18 protein-coding genes are annotated in these 20,275 nt (G+C 68.3%); 7 read left to right on the top strand and 11 right to left on the bottom strand.

Annotated features, from left to right (window positions below; all coding sequences use genetic code 11):
* Positions 1-199 precede the first annotated feature (199 nt).
* Positions 200-2,698: a DEAD/DEAH box helicase gene (locus tag AB0K08_RS13200; RefSeq protein ID WP_314301326.1), complete on the top strand. Its 2,499-nt coding sequence runs from the start codon at positions 200-202 to the stop codon at positions 2,696-2,698.
* Here AB0K08_RS13200 and AB0K08_RS13205 read toward each other — a convergent pair.
* The 6 genes from AB0K08_RS13205 to AB0K08_RS13230 form a co-directional block, all read right to left on the bottom strand.
* The gene (locus AB0K08_RS13205) at positions 2,695-3,525 is read right to left on the bottom strand and encodes a TIGR02391 family protein (RefSeq protein WP_006591167.1); all 831 of its coding nucleotides are present in this window, start codon (positions 3,523-3,525) and stop codon (positions 2,695-2,697) included. The two genes, AB0K08_RS13200 and AB0K08_RS13205, sit on opposite strands and share 4 nt — an antisense overlap.
* The gene (locus AB0K08_RS13210) at positions 3,522-4,634 is read right to left on the bottom strand and encodes a DUF3644 domain-containing protein (RefSeq protein ID WP_006591168.1); all 1,113 of its coding nucleotides are present in this window, start codon (positions 4,632-4,634) and stop codon (positions 3,522-3,524) included. The genes AB0K08_RS13205 and AB0K08_RS13210 overlap by 4 nt, the downstream gene beginning before the upstream one ends.
* A 356-nt stretch (positions 4,635-4,990) precedes the next feature.
* Positions 4,991-5,848: a hypothetical protein gene (locus tag AB0K08_RS13215; protein ID WP_006591169.1), complete on the bottom strand. Its 858-nt coding sequence runs from the start codon at positions 5,846-5,848 to the stop codon at positions 4,991-4,993.
* A gap of 466 nt (positions 5,849-6,314) precedes the next feature.
* Positions 6,315-7,769, bottom strand: a complete 1,455-nt coding sequence (locus AB0K08_RS13220; protein WP_202817236.1) for a hypothetical protein — start codon at positions 7,767-7,769, stop codon at positions 6,315-6,317.
* A gap of 183 nt (positions 7,770-7,952) precedes the next feature.
* On the bottom strand, positions 7,953-9,092 hold the full coding sequence (locus tag AB0K08_RS13225) for an XRE family transcriptional regulator (protein ID WP_006591174.1): 1,140 nt from the start codon (positions 9,090-9,092) through the stop codon (positions 7,953-7,955).
* Positions 9,089-9,838, bottom strand: coding sequence for a hypothetical protein (locus tag AB0K08_RS13230; RefSeq protein WP_006591175.1), 750 nt, complete (start codon positions 9,836-9,838; stop codon positions 9,089-9,091). Before AB0K08_RS13230 ends, AB0K08_RS13225 begins: the two co-directional genes overlap by 4 nt.
* Positions 9,839-10,024: 186 nt before the next feature.
* Between AB0K08_RS13230 and AB0K08_RS13235 the strand changes: the two genes are divergently transcribed.
* The 6 genes from AB0K08_RS13235 to AB0K08_RS13260 all read left to right on the top strand — a co-directional run bounded on the left by AB0K08_RS13235 (position 10,025) and on the right by AB0K08_RS13260 (position 14,896).
* Complete coding sequence (locus AB0K08_RS13235; RefSeq protein WP_006591176.1) at positions 10,025-10,237, top strand: hypothetical protein; 213 nt, start codon at positions 10,025-10,027, stop codon at positions 10,235-10,237.
* Between the two features lie 343 nt (positions 10,238-10,580).
* Positions 10,581-11,222 carry an ATP-binding protein gene (locus tag AB0K08_RS13240; protein ID WP_363355196.1) on the top strand — a complete coding sequence of 214 codons (642 nt, stop codon included), beginning with the start codon at positions 10,581-10,583 and terminating at the stop codon, positions 11,220-11,222.
* Complete coding sequence (gene dprA / locus AB0K08_RS13245) at positions 11,219-12,520, top strand: DNA-processing protein DprA (protein WP_363355198.1); 1,302 nt, start codon at positions 11,219-11,221, stop codon at positions 12,518-12,520. Before AB0K08_RS13240 ends, dprA begins: the two co-directional genes overlap by 4 nt.
* Positions 12,521-12,730: 210 nt before the next feature.
* The gene (locus AB0K08_RS13250) at positions 12,731-12,994 is read left to right on the top strand and encodes a hypothetical protein (RefSeq protein WP_363355200.1); all 264 of its coding nucleotides are present in this window, start codon (positions 12,731-12,733) and stop codon (positions 12,992-12,994) included.
* Between the two features lie 130 nt (positions 12,995-13,124).
* Positions 13,125-14,141, top strand: coding sequence for a tyrosine recombinase XerC (locus AB0K08_RS13255; protein ID WP_363355202.1), 1,017 nt, complete (start codon positions 13,125-13,127; stop codon positions 14,139-14,141).
* 251 nt (positions 14,142-14,392) lie between these two features.
* Positions 14,393-14,896 carry a DUF3145 domain-containing protein gene (locus tag AB0K08_RS13260; RefSeq protein WP_363355204.1) on the top strand — a complete coding sequence of 168 codons (504 nt, stop codon included), beginning with the start codon at positions 14,393-14,395 and terminating at the stop codon, positions 14,894-14,896.
* A 129-nt stretch (positions 14,897-15,025) separates the two neighbouring features.
* Here AB0K08_RS13260 and fabF read toward each other — a convergent pair whose 3' ends face one another.
* The 5 genes from fabF to AB0K08_RS13285 form a co-directional block, all read right to left on the bottom strand.
* The gene (fabF, locus tag AB0K08_RS13265) at positions 15,026-16,285 is read right to left on the bottom strand and encodes a beta-ketoacyl-ACP synthase II (protein WP_363355206.1); all 1,260 of its coding nucleotides are present in this window, start codon (positions 16,283-16,285) and stop codon (positions 15,026-15,028) included.
* Positions 16,286-16,448: 163 nt separating this feature from the next.
* Positions 16,449-16,697 (bottom strand): acyl carrier protein, encoded by a 249-nt coding sequence (locus AB0K08_RS13270; RefSeq protein ID WP_309809124.1) that lies wholly within the window; start codon positions 16,695-16,697, stop codon positions 16,449-16,451.
* Between the two features lie 86 nt (positions 16,698-16,783).
* Entirely contained in the window at positions 16,784-17,836 is a 1,053-nt protein-coding gene (locus AB0K08_RS13275) for a beta-ketoacyl-ACP synthase III (RefSeq protein WP_363355208.1), read from the bottom strand.
* Between the two features lie 97 nt (positions 17,837-17,933).
* Positions 17,934-18,866: an ACP S-malonyltransferase gene (locus AB0K08_RS13280; RefSeq protein ID WP_363355210.1), complete on the bottom strand. Its 933-nt coding sequence runs from the start codon at positions 18,864-18,866 to the stop codon at positions 17,934-17,936.
* 165 nt (positions 18,867-19,031) lie between these two features.
* Positions 19,032-20,216 carry a helix-turn-helix domain-containing protein gene (locus AB0K08_RS13285; protein WP_363355212.1) on the bottom strand — a complete coding sequence of 395 codons (1,185 nt, stop codon included), beginning with the start codon at positions 20,214-20,216 and terminating at the stop codon, positions 19,032-19,034.
* Positions 20,217-20,275: the final 59 nt, after the last annotated feature.

The raw sequence follows: 20,275 nt of genomic DNA on the forward strand, positions 1-20,275 counted from the left end.
GGCCCCAAGATAAGCGCGTCCACCAGGAGAGCTTCCGATCCGCTGAGTCGCGTGCTGGACGTCATGGCCACGTCTGACCGGACTCCAGATAACGAACGCTTCTGGACAGGCGTGGCGGCGCGCCCCTCGCGGCTGGTTGGAGGCGCGGGCGAGAATGAGCATGCCCGAGGACGGGCCCGGGAAGGATGGAGAACGCGCGATGGCCAAGGTCAACTTCAAGCGACTGCGCCAGGGCGCCTCGGTCCCAGCCAACACGATCACCGACCCCCGCGACCTGTTCAACGCCCTACCCGAGAAGGTCTCTGGCCTCGACTACCTGCGAGGGCCCCAGGACCAGGTGCTGGCCGCCTGGCATGACCGTCGCGACGAGCGCGACCTCGTGATCAAGATGAACACAGGAGGCGGCAAGACGCTGGTCGGGCTCCTCATCGCCCGCAGTTGGCTCAACGAGGGTATCCGGCCCGTTGCATATCTTGTTCCTGACGACTTCCTGACGGCACAGGTCACGACCGAGGCGGGACGAGTCGGGATCGCGACCACGAATGATCCCAGGTCGCCCGAGTACCAGCAGGGACGCGCGGTGCTCGTCGGGACATTCGCGAAGCTCTTCAACGGCCTGTCCGTCTTCGGAGTCGGCGGCAGCGTGTCCAAGCCTCCCTCGCACAGCCTTGGCGCGGTGATCATTGACGACGCTCACGCCTGCATCGCTCAGGCAGACCACGTGTTCCGGCTCCGCGTCGACGACGACTCGGAGGCGTACAGCGATCTGCTAACACTCTTCGCTGGTGACCTGAAAGCGCAGTCGCCCAACGGCCTGCTGGACCTAGAAGCGCGCCGCCGGACGGCGATACAGGAGGTTCCATTCTGGGCATGGCAGGACAAGCAAGATCAGGTCTTGTCGATTCTCCATCCGATCTCGGACAGCGCGCTGAAGTGGGGCTGGCCGCTCGTCGTAGACAGCCTCCCGCTCTGCACCGCCGTGATCACCAGCGATGCGTTCGAGATTTATCCGCCCTGCCATCCCACAGAGACACTCCTCGGCTTCTCGCAGGCACAGCGGCGTGTCTACCTCACCGCCACGCTTGCTGACGACTCGGTGCTGGTCCGCCACTTCGGCGCGGCACCGGAGTCAGTCTCACGGCCAATCTTTCCTTCGAGCGCTGGCGACATCGGGGATCGGATGATCCTCGTCCCACAGCAACTCGTGCCCAAGGCGACGGACGAGGAGGTCCGTGATCTCGTCCTGGACCTGGCCGAGGACCAGAACGTGGTAGTGATCGTGCCGAGCCACGCTCGCGCTGACTGGTGGCGAGAAGACGCGGCTCTTGTGCTGGACCGCAACAACATTCATCAGGGCGTCGAGCAACTGCGCAAGAACCCACAACTGGGTCTAGTAGTGCTCATCAACCGCTACGACGGGATCGACCTGCCCGGTGATGCCTGCCACGTCCTCGTGCTGGATGGCCTACCAGAAGCACTCGACGGACCGGAGCGGCTGACACAGGCCCGGTTGACCGGATCAACGAACCTCCTTGGCCGACAGATTCAGCGCCTGGAACAGGGCATGGGACGAGCCACCCGGTCGAACGAGGATCACGCTGTGGTCCTTCTCCTTGGGGCGCGGCTGGCCGAACGTCTCAATGCGCCGGAGGCACGCGGCTTCTTCTCACCCGCGACGAGGGCGCAGTTGGACCTCGCAGCAGAGATCGCTAGCGAAGTCGAGGCCGACTCGCTAGACGACCTCCACGACATCATGGAGCAGTGCCTCGAACGCGATAAGGACTGGGTGGCCTACAGCAAGGGCGCACTGGCACAGGTCCGGTACGACACGTCTCGGATCGCCGACACCGCCAGCGCTGAGCGGCGCGCGTTCGATGCCGCCCTACGCGGCGACTACGTGGTCGCAGCTCAGGAACAGCAGACAGTCGTAAATGGCATCACAGACGACGCCGCGACTCAGGCACTCCAGAGGCAGCGGCTCGCGTCATACACCAACTTCTTCGACCCTTCCGGGGCTCAGCAGACCCAGAAGACGGCCAACCTCGCGAACAGACGGCTACTCCGGCCCCTGACGGGTGTGCTGTACGAGCGTCTGAAGGCGGCGAGCCGCCCGCAGGGCGAACAGGCTTCATCCTGGCTGCAAGCGAAGTACACGTCCGGCAATGATCTCTTGCTCGGGTTCAAGGCCGTCCTACAGGACCTTGACTGGGGACCTCGTACACCACAGTTCGAGCAAGCCGTGCGCGACCTTGCGGAACACATCGGTCACATCGGGCAACGGCCCGAGGACACCCTCGGCCGCGGGCCGGACGGCCTATGGGCGCTTCGCGACGGGACGTTCTATGTCATTGAAGCGAAGAGTGGGGCCGACCCCGGACATCCCGTGTACAAGAAGGATGCCGAGCAACTCTCGAACGCCATGGACTGGTTCCGGCAGCAGTACCCCAACAGTGAGGCGACGCCACTGCTGATCCATCCGGAGGAAAGGTTCGACTCACATGCCGCGATACCGACCGGCTGTCGCGTCGTCACGACGAAGCGGCTTGCCCGGCTCCGAGAGTCCGTGTCGGCCTTCGCGACGGGTCTGGTGGCCAACGACGCCTTCCGCGATCCCGCTCGCGTCACCAGCCTCCTAAACGATCACGGACTGAGCGCGGCCAACTTCGTACGTCGCTTCTCGGTGCCAGGGCGGCACTAACCCGGCGACCTCGCTCCGTCGAGCCGACGATGGACCATAGAAACCATGGTCAGCACATCCAGCAGCTCATCGTCGCTGATCGAACGACTGAGGCGGGGGTCGTGAGCGGTGGGGTTGCGGTAGAGCCCGCCGAGCCCCTTGACCAGGTTCGCGAGGCCAGTCTGCTCGTCTCTTTCGGTTTGGGTTTGCAGAGAGTTGATCGCCAGCGCCGGAGTGCCGCTCTTGCCCAGGGAGAGTGCGGCGTCCACCAGCGTCGCGCCGTCGCCCGATACGCCCGTCATGGTTCTGAGCCTGTCGAAGATGCTCTTTGTCGCTTCCAGGCAGGCGTGGAAATGCGCGCGCTTCAGGACCTCCACCGAGCAGTACCGCAGCACCTCGGAGTGCGTCTTGCGGCGCTGGAGTTCATCACGGATCGAGGTCGCGATGCGCGTCGACTCATCGAGTGTCTGCGCGCGAGCACCTCGCGCCACCTGGCCCTTGTCGTTGACGTGTAGCCCGACAAAGGCGAGTCGCTCGTTGAGGCGGTCCTGGCGCAGCGTGAACAGTTCAGGGCGGTCGCGGTAGCGCACAGGCTCCATCGCGTGCGTGATGAACGTGATAATGCGCTTGGGGCTACGGTCCGTGTTCTGGCGGGCGATGAACGCCTCGGTCAGGCGGTCGCGCTTCGTGGCTCCGGCGAGCGGGTCGGTCATTCTCAGACGGGCAAGCAGGTCTCCGATCTCGCGGCCAGTCAGGCCATGGTCGGTGTCCGCCAGCACGGCAGCGACTTCCCTCAGCACGCCGTGGGACCAAGCCGCCTGGCCGCTCCCGGCGTCCCTGCCGTTCATCCTCTACCGCTTCTTTGCGCGGTCTTCGACCTGCTCGCGACGTGGGTGTTGTAGTCGGCAACAGCCTGATCCACATTGAGACCGTCGACTACGGCGTTCTTTGCGCGCTCCAGCGCGATGTTGCTCAGACCCTGGAACTGAACGTGACCGTTGGCCGTCCGCTTCTCCCTGTAGCACTTGGGGTCAGACCGAAGATCGAGCGCATGGATGACTGCGAGGCCCTGGTGGCGGGTCAGCCCAAGTTTCTCGCCCAGCTTGCTGAGCTTGAGTGAGTAGCGGTCGAACGTGTCCACTTCGCGGTAGGCGATGGCATCCTCACCGTCGTGCGCAGGACGTGCAGCCAGGTCGCCGTGCTTCGGGTCGATCTTCAGGCTGATCTCCTGGACCTGATCCGACGGGCGCGGGCCTCCGACAAGCCGCAGCCCTACGACGCCCGGAAAGACGGTCTCCCACTTGCCCTTCTCCTTCACCGCCCGAAGGGCTCGGTTGATCTCTGCTTCGGTGGGCGGCTCGGCCTCGCTGCGAACCGCGCGGTCCAGGGCCATGAGCGGGAGCAGTCGAGCCCTCGCCTCGGCGCTACGCCTCCTGCCGGGGCGCAGGAGGTCCGCGATCTGCTCGAACTCCTTCCCTACGACCAGACCCACGTCGGTGGGCGGACTGGCGGAGACCGGGAGGACCCGTCCAGGCATCACGTCGGTCAGGTCCTGCCCCGTCAGTCCGAGCAGCACCTTCCGGAAGATGGTCACCGCAGACCGCAGGTGCAGCCACAGCACGTCATCGCTCATAGCGATCACGTCATGAGTGGCGGCGTCGCGGTCCTCCTTCAGCGCGAGCAGCACCACACGGTCCCCGGCGTCGATAATGCCCAGCGAGGTCTCGGCAACGGAGACGCACTTGCCGAAGTCGAACGAGCGGTCGCTCCCCGAGAACTGAACCTTACGCCGTTCCTCGTAGATCGCGGCCTTCAGCAGCATCTCGAAGGCGTGCGCCGCCATCATCACGGTGGCATGCTCGCGGCCCGCCGGGCTCGGGCGGTTGAACAGTTCAATGGCAATCGTCAGCGACTCGACAGCGGCGGTGACGTACTGGCGCGTCTTGCGGGCTGGCATGCGACCAAAGCCGCGACTAGGGGACGCCAGCGCGTCTGAGCGCCGCAGCGTCCGGGGCCGAATCGTCCTTCACATCTCAAGGCTACTGTCGCCGTGACGCAGTCACCCGGAGGCGCGCGAGCGCCGGCCTGTGACAGTGCTGGAGTAGAGCCGACCTATAAGGCTGCTCTCTCGGCCCGGCGCCGCGGCACCGTGGTCGCCTAATCGGCAGTCGCTGCTGCGCAGGCTGAAACCAGCCTCTTCCGCCAAACAAATTGCTACCCCGGCATATCCAGAAACCTCGCCGGTGGCGGATAGCCCAGCCAGTGTGACCGTAACGCGTTGGGATGACGGCCCCAATCATGAACGCCATCGACTTACCGTGCGGAGGTTTGGAGTCCCCGTGAGGCTAGGAGCTCATGCGCCTTGTGCGCGATATGGTACGCAGCCATGTAAGAATTAGAGAACAGTCCGAAGTCTCCACCGCTGATGAATGTCGCGCGGCCGGAGGAGTCCGCCGGACCATCTTGTGTCATTCCTGATCGACCAATGACTGCGTGCAAGAGTCCGTGCGCCGCGCCCGAACCAGACCTCCACTCCGCCACGACCTCTTTAGCAATATTCTTGTCTCCGAATGTGTCTACCGCAGCCTCCCGGATAACTCTCGTCGTCTCGAATTTGGCTCTGTCGCCGTCGGCTTCCCGCTTTTCCGCGAGTTCTCGTTGACGCATCTCTACGTGGCTGGCCACCAAATCAGTACCGTGGTGCTCGGCCAGTTCTTGGAGCGCACGCAGGTACTTGAGATGCTCGCCTTGCATGTACGTCACGATGTTCCGTGCCCGAGCGATTCGCACCTCCCGCTCCTCCGGTGATAGGACCCATACCGCGCTCGTGGCGCCCACCAACGCCGTGCGCGCCAGCGTTTGGTGAGCGAACGCGTACAGATTGGGCCGGTTCGGGGGACGAACGTCGATATGGGCCCGGATCGCCTGAAGGTGTTCGGCCGCGACGGTGAATCCTGCCCACGCCACCTGCGAGACGCCGAAGGGAGGCCAATCTTCGTCGTCTATCGCTAGGTCACTCCCAGGAACGGGGATGAACGGCCCGCGGACCTTCCGCCAGTCGTCGAGCGCAGAGAATGTGCTTCTGACGACGGCTTCATCGTCTACACCGCCGTCTGAACCGGGGCGGTCTTCGGCGGGTGGATGAGAACCTGCACTCGTGCGGTCTGCCATAACGCAAGACTCCTTCATCCGCCCGGGAGCCGCCTGAAGCCTGTGGGCGTCGGACGGACAGTGCGCAACGCTACCGCTTACTACGTGGCCGTGGAGAGAGCATCCGAGCAGACGCATGAACGCTCTGGCACAGCAGGCGCACCCCTCAGCTCGGATCTCACCGGGCGCGCGTCGGCAACCCGCGCGCTCGCGGTGGTGACCTCCCACCCGCCGGCGACGGCGGATGAGGCCGAAGCTCCCGAACCTCGTGGTCGAGATCATCATCAGTATCTATCCCGCCGGCCGTATGACGTAGAGACCGGGTAGCGCGGTGAAGCTGATCGCAGACGGGGAAATCGAGAAATTGGTGCCGGAGTTGAGGTTGGCGACGTCTGCAACCGCATTCTGGGTTGGCTGGTTCCGGACCAGGAGGCGGTGTGCCCTTTACGCGTCCCGACGAACAGTTCGTGCAACCAACCGGAGTCGTCTATTGCTTCGAGGCAGAAGTCTTGTTCTCTCGCCTGGCGTCGACGAGGACGAGTTTGATCTTGATGCCTTTTTCCTTCGCCAGAGTGGCGATCGTGTCCTCGACGCGCTTGATGCGCGCGGGCGCGAAGTCCTCGTCGTAGTGTCCGATACATAGGTACACGCCGTGGCTGATCTGCTCGGTCTTCATGTATTGGGGCAGCTGGGTCGCGGCACCCTTGAAGAAGCCGCTGCTGCGGATCACTTTGACTTCGAGGAGGGCGCGATCTTCCCAGCCCTTGGAGAATTTGAAGTCGACGGGGCCGCGGCCGCGGTTGACCTCTTGGCTGATGTCAACCTGTGCGGCGCGGCAGGCTTCTGTCCACATCGCGCCGGCGATGGCCTGGATGACCTCTTCTTTTTGCGGGTTGCCGGCGGCCCACAGTGCCCGCCACAGATCAGTGTTCTCGACTGCGTGCTGGAAGCGTGTCGCGAGGAGTTCGACGAACGCCGGGAACTCCCGCTGCTGGGAAGGAACCTCGGCTGAGGTGATGGGCGAGGCTTTACCCACGGCCTCTCCGGTCTCCCGCCAGAAGACCAGGCCTTTCGGGTCCATCTCGACGTCGTAGGGCAGGTGGGGCATCTGTGCTACCAGTCGCAAGTAGTCGGCTGCCTTGTCTGGATACTTGCGGGCGAAGCGTCGTGCCAGCACGCGGCGGTCTGCCTGGTTGAGGCCCTGTGCAATCTCGTAGCTGAAGTCCTGTCGCAGAAGATGAGCTTCGTGGACCTCGGCCCACTTCCAGAACTCGTCCGGGGTCACCGTCGGGATTTCCTTCAAGAACCGCTCGGGTGCGAGCAGTACTCCACCGTCACCGAAGGGCGACTTAGGTAGTTCGATCTTGGCGTCGGGAAGCCACCTGGATCGCTGCCGGTCCCAGCCGAGGTGCTTGACGGTCACTGGCTCCATCAGGATGCCGAGTTTCTTGGACACCTTCTGGGTGTATCGGATGAACCGGTGCTTGAGGATGTTGCAGAGGATGTCGCTGATCCGATCCAGACCGATCCCGCTGGCGAAGAGGTTGAAGCCCGCGATGGACGCGAGGTCTTCAATATGCCCGTACTGGCGTGCGAGGTCGAGGACGCCTGCCATCTCGCGGGCGAACTTGGGGCCCGTCCCGGACCCGTGCGGGGCTCCCATGCTCAGGCCGAGGCAGAACTCGTTGGGTTCGGGGAACCTCAGCAGTTCGAGCGCCTTCTTGTATGCGAGCGAGCTCTGGTTGCCCTTGGATTGCTCGATGAGACGTGCTGCGGCGTCGAAGAAGTCCGTAACTTCCTGCTTGGCACCCGCCCACAGGGGCTTGTTGTCGTCGAACACCAGGAACGGGTCGACGTACAGCGGCGTGTCTTGGTCAAGCAGGGGATTGAACCACGGGCTCTTCTTGCCGTGGGTGACACCGAAGGCGCTGCTGAACCTCATCTCATGCTCCCCTCACCGTGGACCTTTGCTCCGCTGGTCGGCTGCGCGATGGGAGTGCGCTGCCGCACACCGTGCCCGTCCCGCGCGCACAAGTCCGGCATCGGGTCCTCCATCAGGCTGAACCCGCGTGCTCAGTTGGAGCGGGAAGGAGTCGCATTGGTTCTCCCAGGGATCGAGGTGGGCTCAGGGTGTGGGGCCGACGGCTAGGCGCAGCCGGGGCTTGGTCTCGCTGCCGGCCGCGACGATGTCGTCGATCTGCTCGACGGTGAAGCGGCTCGCTCTTGCCAGGTCATCGGTTGTGGTTCCTGCTTGGTTGAGCAAATCGACGGCAGCGCCGAGCAGATACGGGGACTCAGGAGGACCGAGCGGACCGGGTTCGGGGTAACCCTGGCTGCGCAGGTGCTGGTTCGCGCGGCGGTAGCTGTGTTCGCCCCATAGTCCGATGGCGTGGCATCGGTAGGCGAGAGCAGCCAGACTGATGCCCCACTTGGTCTTCGCTTGCAGTAGCGCGTCCCAGTCGACCTTGCGTGGCAGGTCCGGCTCTAGCTCTGGTGTCGGTGCTAGGAACTCCGCAGCGAACTGATGTGCGTGAGTCTCGATGATCTTGGAGCCGGGCTCGACGTCTTGGTGCATCACGAGGTGGCCGAGTTCGTGGGCGGCGTCGAAACGGCTTCGTGCTCGGTCGTCCTTGAGCGGAGAGAGCAGCACCAGGGGTCGGTGGCCGGCTTCAGTGGAGAACGCGTCGACGCGGGGGTCGATCTCCGGTGGCAGGCGCAGGGCGATAATGCCGTGAGCCTCAAGGAGACGAACGACGTGTGGGACTGGCCCCGGTTCCACGCCGAGTCGGGAACGGGTATCGGCGGCGATGGAGGCGATCAGGGCCGGGGAGGGCTCGTCGTCGACTGGCTCGATGATGTCGGTGATCTGGGGGAGGTCGACGTACTGCTCGATGACCTCGATGACGGCCAGTGCGATCTCGGCGAAGGCCAGGGCCTGGTCGCGGGAGATGGCCGGTGTGGCTCGCAGCGACCGGAAGTGCGCATCGCCCGTGGTGACCGCTGTCAAAGGGCGGCCTTGCCGGAAGAACTCGATCGGCACGCCCAAAGCCAACGCCAGCTCTGCTGCGACGGTGTTCGTGGGCCGACCCCCGCGCTCGTACTGGGTGATAGCCGCTGCTGTCACGCTGGTCTGCGCTGCCAGAGCGGTCCGCTGCATCCTGCGTAGGCGCCGCGCAACCGACAGGCGCTTGCCATCGAAGTCGACCAAGGCTCCGCTCGCGCGGCGACGACGTGCCCGTTGACGTGACTCGGACTCGAACGTCACAGTCTGTTGCCTCCTTCCTGCCGGCGCGGCTTGAGCGTCAGAGAGGGCACTGGGGCGGGCTTATCGCCGAAGGTCGATCCGTCGTCGGAACCGGGTCCTTCACCACTGGCCGAGCTGTCTTGGGCGGGCGGTTCGTCCCACCAGACGGGGGTCACCGCGATCCAGCGCTGAGCGCTCGCTGTGGGCAGTCCCAACCACCCCGCAGTCAGTCCCGTCCTCAGCTCCGCACCCCACACCAGGAACACCTCACGACAGTGAATGACCGCTTCAGCAGCGTTCGGCAACGGAAGCTCGAACAGCGGCTCAGCCTGCGGGTCTCGCGACGGCGGGTCGTACGCGGCATGGTTGCGTAGCGCTGCGGCCTGTCTGCCCTCGGAGTCGGCCCAATCGAAGTCCGCCTCGAAACTCGGGTGACGCCCCGACCCGAAGGGTGCCTTCACCAAGCGCACGTCAGCTCGGGGAGTGTGCAGCACCGTAGAGCCGAACTCCTTGCTGGCAACCACCCCCGCGGCTCGGAGCGCGGCACTGTCCGGCACCTCGGCGAGCAACCTGTTGGCCAGATTCCGCGAGGAGAGCACGCTCAAGGTGAAGGCGTCGTCGTACGCCTCCACCGGTTCGTGGCGCTCTCGGTTGATCCGCCACACCTCGGCGACCGCAGCCTGAACGAAGTCGATCAACCCCGCCTCGGCGAAGCTGGTACGGAGCGAGTCCAGGTGGACATGCCCATGTGGGTCCCATGACGTCATGACACCAGTTAAGCAGGCCCGCATGTCAGCCGCCGATGCGACACGCTGATGAGCAAGACCGTGCAACATGTGTAGAAAAATTAAGCAGACGCGCGTGTTGCTGCTTGAGTCCTCTCGCACTCCCTGGCACGCTGGTGCTAGCGGCGGATGTCGTACCCGCCCCCTTCCGAGAGATGAGGTCCCAGCATGGCCAAGAAGCCTGCTAATGCCGGCAAGTCGTGGACAGCCGCCCATGACGCTCAGCTTCGCCGTGAGGCTGCGCAGAACACCCCGACCAGAGTCCTGGGCCTACACCTTGGCCGGACCGAAGACGCCGTGCGCAGCCGGGCCGGCGAGCTGGGTGTCTCGCTGAAGCCGGCCAACCAGAGTCCCTACGGCACCCGCGGCAAGAAGCGCTAGGTAGCGGCACGGCCGGGCTGTGAACGCGAGCGTCGTTGGTCACGGAGTCTCGTAGAGCGGCGGCGTCGGCGCGGAGCAGTTGACGACCACCCAGGCCGGAGGTCGTCGTCCGATCCGTGCGGCATCGGAGACTTGTGCCATGCGCCGAGCACTAGAACACCTGCCGGCCGCAGTGCGGGCGCACGGCCATGTCGGTGTGCAGGACCCGTGCTCCTGGTCGCTTGGAGGACGGGGAGACAGGCTTGGTGGGAGGTGTCACGATCGCCGATCAGGCTGTTGCGGTCCGCGGCTCCAGCAGGGGCGTCTGAGCGCAGCTCGCGGTAGAATTCCTGTACACACCGAGGTGTACTTTCCATTCCTCGACGAGGCTCCGGAGTTCGACCGCCGCGCCCTGGACGCCCTGAGGCAGCCGTTGGAATCCGGGACGATCACCCTGCACCGCTCCTCCGGGGCCGTCCGCTATCCCTCCCGGTTCCAGCTGGTCCTGGCCGCCAACCCGTGCCCCTGCGGCTGGGGCGGGGGACGGGGCAGCAGGTGTCGCTGCTCGTCGCTGCAGCGGCGGCGGTACGTGGCCAAGCTCTCCGGTCCTCTGCTGGATCGAGTGGACATCCAGGTCACGGTCCCCGCCGTGGAGGCCACGGCCCTGACCTCGGGAGCCGCGGGCGAGAGGAGCGCGGACGTCCGGAAGCGCATCCTGCCGGCCGTGGCGAGGCAGGCCTCCCGGCTGCACCCCTTCGGGCTCTCGCGCAACGCGCACATCCCGGCGGCGCTGCTGCGGGAGGGTGCCGTGGCCATCGGGGCCCGGGCACGTGCCGGGGCCGATGCCGCCCTGGACCGGGCCGAGCTGACCGCACGGGGGCACGCCCGCGTGATGCGCCTGGCCTGGACGATCGCCGATCTGCGCGGCGCGGACCGGCCCCAGGCCCAGGACGTGGATACGGCGCTGTACCTGAGGCGCCGCGGCGAGGGGGAGGAGACCGCATGAATCAGCACAGTGCTCCCGGCGTCTCCACCGGCACCGGCGCCGGCGCCGGCACCGGCACCGGCGCCGGCCCCGGCATCGAGACCGAGCGCATCGCCCGCGCCGCCCTGACCCGGTTGCTGGAACCCGGCTCCGTCCTGGGGACCACCGCCGTCCGGGTCTGGGGGCCCGAACGGGCCCTGCAGATCCTGACGGGCGTCGACCGGCCCGGCCCGGATGAACGTCAGGAGCTCAGTCTCGTGCTGGCCGGCGAGGGGACCCCGCTCACCGAACGGACCTGGACCAAGGCCCTGCAGGGCTGGACGGCGCGGACCGCCAGCCTGGCCCCGGAACGGGACCTGGAGTCCCTGGGCCGACTCGGCGGCGGACTGCTCATACCCGGCGACACCGGGTGGCCGCAGAGCGTCGAGGATCTGGGACCGGCCGCCCCGGTGGCCCTCTGGTACAGGGGTGCCGGCGCGGTGCCGCGGGGGGAGTCCACCCTGGCTGTCGTCGGCAGCCGGGACGCCACCGCCTATGGGCAGTCCGTCACGAGGACGTTGGCATCAGGCGCGGCGGCCCGCGGCCTGACCGTGATGTCCGGGGGCGCCTACGGCATCGACGCGATGGCCCACCGCGCGGCGCTGACCGCCGGGACCGGAACGCCGCTGACCGCGGCCGTCATGGCCGGTGGCCTGGACCGCTACTACCCGGCGGGCCACGAGGAGCTGCTGCGGGAGGTCTCCTCCCGCGGGATCCTGCTTTCGGAGATGCCGCCCGGCGCCAGCCCCACGCGGCACCGCTTCCTGCAACGCAATCGCCTGATCGCGGCGCTGTCCGGCGCGGTGCTGGTGGTCGAGGCCCGGTGGCGCTCCGGGGCGCAGAACACCGCCGGGCACGCCCTCGGGCTCGGCCGGGAGGTCGGGGTGGTGCCCGGGCCGGTGACCTCCCCGCAGTCCGCCGGGTGCCACCGGCTGTTGCGGGAGTCGCCGGCCGTGGTGGTGACGGACCTCGAGGAGGCCCTGGGCCTGATGCCCGGTGGGGCGGGCACCGGTTCGGAGCCCGGCTCCGGGCACGGATCCGGTGCCCCCGACGCCGCTCCAGGGGCAGCGGCCGTGAGGATCCACGACCATCTGACGGTTGAGGAGCTGCTGGTCTACGAGGCGCTTCCACTGCGCAGCCCGGTCCCCGTGGACCGCCTCTGCGCGGTCGCGGGCCTTGGCCCGGGGACGGTCATGGGCACGCTGAAGAGGCTCCAGCGGCAGTCCCTGGCCGAGCAACGCGACGCGGGATGGCGGCGGGGACCGGCCGCCCACGGTTAGGGCTTCCGGAGGGATATGCCTCCTTCGACTGGAGCTGCAGTTCGAGGTACTGGGCTCCGCACCGGCCCGGAATCGTGTGTCGCCGCAACCCCCGAGCCGTGGTCTCCGCGCGGGCGCACCGCTACCCCGCTTTCGTCAGGGGGCCCCTCGAGCGGATCGGCCTCGCGGTCCATCTCGACCCGCTCCTGCTTCCCGGCGTAGACTGGGGCGATGGCTTCGAAGCTGCAGGACTACATCGCGGCGGGCAGGGCCCTCGACCTCGAGGAGCGCGAGATCGCCGCGCTCGCTCTCCAGCAGGTCGACGAGACGGAGCAGTCTGAGGTCGACGCCGCCTGGGACGAGACGATCGACTGCCGGCTCGACGAGGTGTTGAGCGGTGAGGTCGAGTTGGTCAGCGGTTGGGAAACCATCGCCATTGCGCGGGCGCGTTCGGCTGCACGGCGCGTCGGCCCGGCTACTGGACGCGTCGTCTGAGTAGCTGATCCCGTGCAGAATCGTCATGGCCGAGAATCTTCGCCTTCCGCAGGGTTCTGTCTTGGTCGGCCGCGGTGGGATGGCGGCGAGGCCCGGTGCCCCACGGGTAGGCCCGTGGCACAGTGTAGGTATGCCCGATTCCCCTGCAACCCGCATCGACCCCGCCGGGGGCACGCCCCGGTTGTCCACCCGGGACCGGTCCTGGGTGGAAGGGTTCGCGGACCACTTGGTCCATGAGCGGAACCGATCATCTGCGACCGTGCGGGCCTACGTCTCGGACCTGGAGGGCCTGATCCATGACGTGGCGCGGCAGTCCCGGCTGGTGGTCGAGGACTCGGCCTGGCCGGACGTGCTGGGGGCCCTCGACCTGGCGGACCTCCGCGGCTGGCTGGGCCGGCTCTCCGCGGCGGGGCGGTCACGGTCCACGCTGGCGCGGAAGACGGCCTCGGTGCGGGTCTTCATGGCGTGGGCGGTCAACCAGGGCCACCTGGCCCACGACCCCTCGCTGCGGCTGAGCAGCCCACGGCGCGGCAGTCAGCTCCCCGACGCGCTCAGCGCCGAGCAGGCCGGCCGGTTGCTCGCCACCGCCGAGCGCCGCGAGCCCGAGGGCCCCCGCGAGCGGGCCGTCGCCCTGCGGGATGCCGCCCTGCTGGAACTGCTGTACGCCACCGGGGTGCGCGTGGCCGAGCTCGCCGGTCTGGACCGGACGGACGTGGACCATGAGCGGCGCACGCTGGTGGTCACGGGCAAGGGCAACAAGCAGCGCACGGTCCCCTTCGGAGCCCCCGCAGCCGCCGCACTGGACCGCTGGCTGGACCAGGGCCGGCGGCATCTGGCCGGGACACCCGGTGAGTCGCCGCGGCCCCGGGAGGCGGCGCTGTTCCTCGGGGTGCGGGGCGGGCGCATGGGCGTGCGGCAGATCCGGGAGGTGGTCAACCACGCCCTGGCCGGGCTCGGGGACACCGCGGCCAGCGGACCCCACGTGCTGCGTCACACCGCTGCCACCCACCTGCTGGACGGTGGGGCCGATCTGCGTAGCGTGCAGGAACTGCTGGGTCATTCCTCCCTGCAGACCACCCAGCTGTACACCCACATCTCCGTGGAGCGCCTCCGGGAGGGCTACCGGCAGGCGCATCCCCGGGCCTGAGAGGGCCGGAACAGGTTCGAACCGTCCGTCGACGGTGTCGCTGTTGGCGCCGGCGCGATGGGTAGGGCACAATGGTGCCGGAAGCACAGCCGTGTCATTCGTAGGACTGACATCGGATGTTGCGGCCAGGCAGTGAGAAACTGAACATATCGAGGCATCGGGCACTGGTTGCCGCCTTCCGTGAGCCACTGTGGTTCGTGAGCCTGTGGGGTCGTTGGGGAAGACGTACCGCACAGCACTGGGAGGAACGTATGTCTGAAACCATGGTCCGTGGAATGCTCTATGTCCACTCGGCCCCGGCCGCGCTATGCCCGCACATCGAGTGGGCGGTGGGCGCAGTCCTGGGTGCCCAGGAGGCTCTGGAGTGGGCGCCGCAGACGGCATCCCACGGCTCCTACCGGGCCGAGATCATCTGGTCCGGCCCCCAGGGCTCCGGGTCCCGGCTGGCCTCCGCGCTGCGCGGCTGGGCCCACCTGCGCTACGAGATCACCGAGGAGGCCTCGGCCGGTGCCGACGGCAGCCGCTGGTCCCACACCCCGGAGCTGGGCATCTTCCATGCCACCACGGACGTGACCGGCAACATCATGGTCTCCGAGGACCGCATCCGCTATGCCTACGAGCAGGCCCAGGGGGATCCCTCGGCCGTCTTCCACGAGCTGAGCCTGGCCCTCGGTGAGGCCTGGGACGAGGAGCTGGAACCCTTCCGCCAGGCCGCCGACGGCGCCCCGGTCCGCTGGCTGCACCAGGTGGGTTAGCCTCCGCCCCGTCCGCCAGCCTCAGAACCACCGGCGTTCCTCCCGAACGCAGCAGTACCCGCCAGGATCACCTGGCGGGTACTGCGGTTTAACGCCTTCCCGGCGCCGGAGCCGTGGACGGCAGCGGGGTCAGACGGTCCTGAACAGGGACACGGCATTGTGACCGCCGAACCCGAAGGAGTTGTTGATCGCCACGCGCTGGCCCTGCGGCAGCTGGCGGGGCTCGCCGGAGACCACGTTGAGCGGGATCTCCGGGTCCTGGTTCTCCAGGTTGATGGTGACCGGCGCCTGGCCGTGGTAGATCGCCAACACGGACAACACGGACTCCAAGGCGCCCGAGGCCCCCAGCAGGTGACCCGTCTGGCTCTTGGTGGCGGAGACGGCCACCTGGTCCAGGTGATCGCCGAACACGGACTTCATGGCCAGGTACTCGGGGCGGTCGCCGACCGGGGTGGACGTGGCGTGCGCGTTGACGTGACTGACCTCCTCCGGCGCGGCATCAGCCGCCTGCAGGGCCATCCGCAGGGCGCGGGACGCGCCGAGTCCCTCCGCCTCGGGGGCGGTGATGTGGTACGAATCCGAGGTGACGCCGGTGCCGGCCAGTTCGGCATAGACCCGGGCACCGCGGGCGGCGGCATGCTCCTCGGACTCCAGGACGAGGGCACCGGCGCCCTCACCGAGGACGAAGCCGTCCCGGTCCCGGTCATAGGGGCGAGAGGCGCGCTCCGGCTCGTCGTTGCGGCGGGAGAGCGCCTGCATCGAGGCGAAGGCGGCGATCGGCAGCGGGTGGATGGCGGCCTCGGCCCCACCGCACAGCACCACGTCGGCCTGACCGGAGCGGATGAGCTCCAGGCCGATATCCAGGGCCTCGGTGCCGGAAGCACAGGCGGAGACCATGGTCCGGGCCCCGGCGCGGGCACCGAGGTCCAGGCTGATGGCGGCGGCCGGGCCGTTGGGCATCAGCATCGGGACGGTCATGGGCAGCACGCGGCGCGGGCCCTTGTTCCGGAGGGTGTCCCAGCCGTCCAAGAGGGTCCAGACGCCGCCGATGCCGGTGCCGAAGGACACGGCGAAGCGGTCGGGGTCCACGAGCGGGTCGGCACCCTTCTCCACGGCCAGCCCGGCGTCTGCCCAGGCCTCGCGGGCTGCCACCATCCCGAACTGGGTGCTGGGGTCCATCCGCTTCATCTCCACCTTGGAGAGCGTCTCCGAGACCGGGGTGGTGGCTTGGGCCGCGAAGGTCACCGGCAGCTCGTACTCGGCGACCCATTCCTGCGCGAGCGGACGGGCGCCGGAGGTTCCGGCCAGGGCGTTCTGCCATACGGTCGGGACGTCACCGCCGATGGGGGTCGTGGCACCGAGCCCGGTGATGACGGCTTTGCGGTTCATGTGTCTACCTTCGGGTCTGCCGGGCCGTTGGACCCGTGCTGGTTGTTCAGGGGCGCGGCTGGGGAAGCCGGCACGCCGGGGGAGGGGCCGGCCGGCGTCGGGAGATGTCCTTCCTCCCGCAGCCGGCCGGAATCCTCACGGGTGGTGGTGCTCCACCACCGGTTCAGGCCTGGGCGTTGGCGATGAACTCGACGGCGTCGTTGACGGTCTTGAGGTTCTTGACTTCCTCATCCGGGATCTTGACGTCGAACTTCTCCTCGGCGTTGACCACGATGGTCATCATGGAGATCGAGTCGATGTCCAGGTCGTCCGTGAAGGACTTGTCCAGCTGGACCTCCTCGGTCTCCAGGCCGGTCTCCTCGTTGACGATCTCGGCGAGGCCCGCGAGGATCTCTTCCTTGTTAGCTGCCATGGTGGCTCCTTAGCTGTCGATGCTGCTGTGGATGGTGATGGTGATCCAGCGTCGGGTGACGTGGAGGTCTGCTCAGTCAGCGCGGCCTAGGGGAGCCGCACCACCTGGGCGCCGTAGACCAACCCGGCGCCAAAACCGATCTGGAGGGCGAGGCCCCCGCTGAGGGAGGGGTCCTCCTGCAGGACCCGGTGCATGGCCAGCGGGATCGAGGCGGCGGAGGTGTTGCCCGTCTCCTTGATGTCCCGGCCGATGGTCACGGTGTCCGGGAGCTTCAGCTGCTTGGCCATCTCGTCGATGATGCGCTCGTTGGCCTGGTGCGGCAGGAACGCGGCGAGGTCTTCAGCCTGGACACCGGCCTTCTCGAGGGCCTCCTTCGCGACCTTGGCCATGGACCACACGGCCCACCGGAACACGCTCGGACCGTCCTGGTGCAGGGTCGGCCACAGCTTGTTCTCGGGATCGGTCAGGGCGGAGGCGTCCCCGGTCCTGCGGGCGGTCTCCGCCGCATCGCGCAGGTCGAGCATGGAGCGGGTCATGCTCACGGTCTCCCACCGTTCGCCGTCGGAACCCCAGACGCTGGGAGCGATCCCGGTGTCCTCGGAGGCGCCCACCACCACGGCCCCGGCGCCGTCGCCGAGGATGAAGGAGATGGAACGGTCCGTCTCGTCGATGAAGTCCGAGAGCTTCTCGGCGCCGACGACGACCACGTTCCGGGCCATGCCGGAGCGCACCAGGGCATCGGCCTGGGCCACCCCGTAGCAGTAGCCGGCGCAGGCGGCCGAGATGTCGAAGGCCGGGGCCGGGGTGGCACCGATCGCGTGGGCCAGGGCGGCTGCGGCGGAGGGTGTCGCGTAGGGCGAGGTCACGGTCGAGACGATGACGGCGTCGATGTCCGCACCGGTGAGCCCGGCCTTCTCGATGGCCTCGGTGGCCGCCGTGGTGGTGAGGTCGTTGAGGGACTGGTCCCGGTCGGCCCGGCGTCGGGTGACGATCCCGGTCCGCTTCTGGATCCACTCGTCCGAGGAGTCGATGGGGCCGGCGATGTCGTCATTGCTCACCACCTGGTTGCCGCGCGCCGCCCCGACGGACAGAATGCGACTGCCGGCAACGGGCGGGTACTGCTTCAGGGTGACGGTCATGGTGTCCTCAGGTCTGGGTGGTCTTCTCTGCTGGCTGCAGGTGCTTCGGGGTGGCTGGTGGGTGCCGTCGGTGGTCGCCGGCCGGCACCGGCGGGCGTCAGCCGGCGGCGGTGCCGTGTTCGGCGATGAAGGCCCGTGCCGCGTCGAGGTCGTCCGGGGACTTCACGGCCAAGGTGGCGGTCCCCTTGAGCGCACGCTTGGCCAGCCCGGTCAGCGTCCCCCCCGGCAGGACCTCGAGGATGCCGGTGACGCCGGCCTGGCGGAGGGTCTCCATGCACAGGTCCCAGCGCACCGGGCGCGTGACCTGGTCCACGAGCCGGTCCACGAACTGCCGCCCCGTGTCCACCACGAGGCCGTCGCGGTTGGACAGCAGCGGGACGGTGGGATCGCCCGCGGTGAGCCCGTCGGCGTAGGTCTTCAGGGCCGGCACGGCAGAGGCCATGTACGGGGTGTGGAAGGCGCCGGCGACCTTCAGGGCGATGACGCGGGCCTTGGCCGGCGGGTCTGCTGCGAGGCCGGCCAGGGCTTCGGCCGAGCCGGCGGCCACGGTCTGGCCGGCGCCGTTGGCGTTGGCCGGGACGAGGCCGTGGGTCTCGAGGCTGGCGAGGACCTCGTCCGGATCGCCGCCGAGCACCGCGGCCATCCCGGTGGGCTCGGCGGCTGCGGCCGCTGCCATTCCGGTGGCGCGGATCCGGACGAACTCCAGGGCGGTCTCGGCCGTCAGCACCCCGGTCAGGGCGGCCGCGGTGATCTCGCCCACGGAGTGGCCGGCCGCCGTCCAGGAGGTGGCGGGCAGGGACCCCAGGTCCAGGGCCCGGGCGGCGAGCAGGCCGGCGGCCACGATGAGCGGCTGGGCCACGGCGGTGTCCTTGATGGTGGCCTCGTCCGAGACGGTGCCGTGGGCCCTCAGATCCACCCCGGTGGCCTCCGACCAGGTGTCGAGGGCGGCGGACATGCCGTCCAACTCGAGCCATGGCGTGAGGAACCCCGGGGTTTGAGAGCCCTGTCCGGGGCACACGATCGCAAGCATGCCCTTAACTGTGTCAAAGCCACCGCGGTGTTCCGGGTCAGCAGGCGCACCAAGCTCATCCTCGGGATTTGGAGGTTTCCTACAACGGCACGGCTGCCGGGGGCGGTCTGCCCGGAGTCTGTCCGGAGCCCGCCCGGCGCCCGCCCGGCGTCAGTCCGCGCGGCGTCAGTCGGTCCGGTGCAGGCGCCCGACGGCGAGGGCCGTCTGGAGCACGTAGGCGTCCCGGGGGACCAGCGGGTCCCACCCCGTGATCTCGCTGACGCGGCGCAACCGGTACCGGACGGTGTTGGCGTGGATGAACAGTTCGCGGGCGGTGCCCTCCAGGGAATGCCCCAGCTCACAGTAGGCGTCCACGGTCTCCAGCAGGGAATTGCCGGCGGCCTTCAGGGGTGTGTACACGCGCTGCACCAGCACCTCCACGGCGGCCCGGTCGCCGTGCAGTGCCCGCTCGGGCAGCAGGTCCTGGGCGTGGGCGGGGCGGGGCGCGCGGGGCCAGGCGGCGGCCGCGGCCAGCCCGGCCAGGGCCTCCCGGGCGCTGCGGTGGGCGTCCACGAGGGTCTCGGAGACGGGGCCGTGGACCACCGGGCCGTCCCCGAACCAGGGCGTCAGGACCTCAGCGGAGAGGTGGGGGTCGGTCACGCCGCCGACCACCAGCACGATGCGCTCGGACTGGACGCCCACCAGCAGGTCGAGGCCCGCCCGGGCGGCGGACCGGCGGGCCCCGGCCAGACGGGTGGGCAGGTCGGCCGTGGGGGTGGGCCCGGCGACCACCATGATGCCCCGGCCGCCGTTCCAGCCGGCGGCGGCGGCCCGGGACAGGATCTCATCCGGAGCCTCACCGCGCAGGACGGCGTCAAGCAGCACCGCCTCGTTGCGGCTGTCCCAGGCGCCGCGGTTCTCGGCGGCCCGCGCGTAGACGTCGGCCAGGGCGAAGGCGATCTCCCGGGAATACCGCAGGACGGCCTCCCGGACGAGGGTCTGGTCCCGGTCCTGCACGATCTCGGGCACCTGGGTCTCCACCACGTCCACCACCGTGCGGATCAGTTGGAGCGCCCGCTGCAGGCTGATGGACCGGGTCAGCTCGGTGGGGGCCCCGCCGAAGACCTCGCCGAGCAGGGTGGTGATGGAGGTGGTGGGACGCTCGAACCAGGAGAGGAAGCCGGTCAGTCCGCGCTGGGCGATCAGCCCCAGGGAGGATCGTTCGTCCGGCGTCAGCCGGCGGTACCAGGGCAGGGTGCTGTCCAGACGCTGGAGCGTCGCCGTGTTCAGGACCCCCAGGTGGGCCCGAAGCCGGCGCAGGGACTCCGCGGAGATCGCGCGGGCGGGCGGGGTGCTGCGGGCCTCGGACATGGTCTCGAGCATAGGCCCGGAAGGGGGCGGGTGTGACCCGCGTGACGCGTGGGCATTGT

It is taken from the genome of Citricoccus sp. NPDC055426, from assembly GCF_040677445.1.
Lineage (GTDB): Bacteria > Actinomycetota > Actinomycetes > Actinomycetales > Micrococcaceae > Citricoccus.

What these genes read in the sequence shown, in the direction of transcription:
- AB0K08_RS13280 (WP_363355210.1), bottom strand. Translation starts at nt 18,866, where the DNA reads ATGCTTGCGATCGTGTGCCCCGGACAGGGCTCTCAAACCCCGGGGTTC.
- AB0K08_RS13200 (WP_314301326.1), top strand. Translation starts at nt 200, where the DNA reads ATGGCCAAGGTCAACTTCAAGCGACTGCGCCAGGGCGCCTCGGTCCCA.
- AB0K08_RS13205 (WP_006591167.1), bottom strand. Translation starts at nt 3,525, where the DNA reads ATGAACGGCAGGGACGCCGGGAGCGGCCAGGCGGCTTGGTCCCACGGC.
- AB0K08_RS13270 (WP_309809124.1), bottom strand. Translation starts at nt 16,697, where the DNA reads ATGGCAGCTAACAAGGAAGAGATCCTCGCGGGCCTCGCCGAGATCGTC.
- AB0K08_RS13215 (WP_006591169.1), bottom strand. Translation starts at nt 5,848, where the DNA reads ATGGCAGACCGCACGAGTGCAGGTTCTCATCCACCCGCCGAAGACCGC.
- AB0K08_RS13255 (WP_363355202.1), top strand. Translation starts at nt 13,125, where the DNA reads ATGCCCGATTCCCCTGCAACCCGCATCGACCCCGCCGGGGGCACGCCC.
- AB0K08_RS13210 (WP_006591168.1), bottom strand. Translation starts at nt 4,634, where the DNA reads ATGCCAGCCCGCAAGACGCGCCAGTACGTCACCGCCGCTGTCGAGTCG.
- dprA (WP_363355198.1), top strand. Translation starts at nt 11,219, where the DNA reads ATGAATCAGCACAGTGCTCCCGGCGTCTCCACCGGCACCGGCGCCGGC.
- AB0K08_RS13250 (WP_363355200.1), top strand. Translation starts at nt 12,731, where the DNA reads ATGGCTTCGAAGCTGCAGGACTACATCGCGGCGGGCAGGGCCCTCGAC.
- AB0K08_RS13275 (WP_363355208.1), bottom strand. Translation starts at nt 17,836, where the DNA reads ATGACCGTCACCCTGAAGCAGTACCCGCCCGTTGCCGGCAGTCGCATT.
- AB0K08_RS13260 (WP_363355204.1), top strand. Translation starts at nt 14,393, where the DNA reads ATGTCTGAAACCATGGTCCGTGGAATGCTCTATGTCCACTCGGCCCCG.
- AB0K08_RS13285 (WP_363355212.1), bottom strand. Translation starts at nt 20,216, where the DNA reads ATGTCCGAGGCCCGCAGCACCCCGCCCGCCCGCGCGATCTCCGCGGAG.
- fabF (WP_363355206.1), bottom strand. Translation starts at nt 16,285, where the DNA reads ATGAACCGCAAAGCCGTCATCACCGGGCTCGGTGCCACGACCCCCATC.
- AB0K08_RS13235 (WP_006591176.1), top strand. Translation starts at nt 10,025, where the DNA reads ATGGCCAAGAAGCCTGCTAATGCCGGCAAGTCGTGGACAGCCGCCCAT.
- AB0K08_RS13230 (WP_006591175.1), bottom strand. Translation starts at nt 9,838, where the DNA reads ATGACGTCATGGGACCCACATGGGCATGTCCACCTGGACTCGCTCCGT.
- AB0K08_RS13220 (WP_202817236.1), bottom strand. Translation starts at nt 7,769, where the DNA reads ATGAGGTTCAGCAGCGCCTTCGGTGTCACCCACGGCAAGAAGAGCCCG.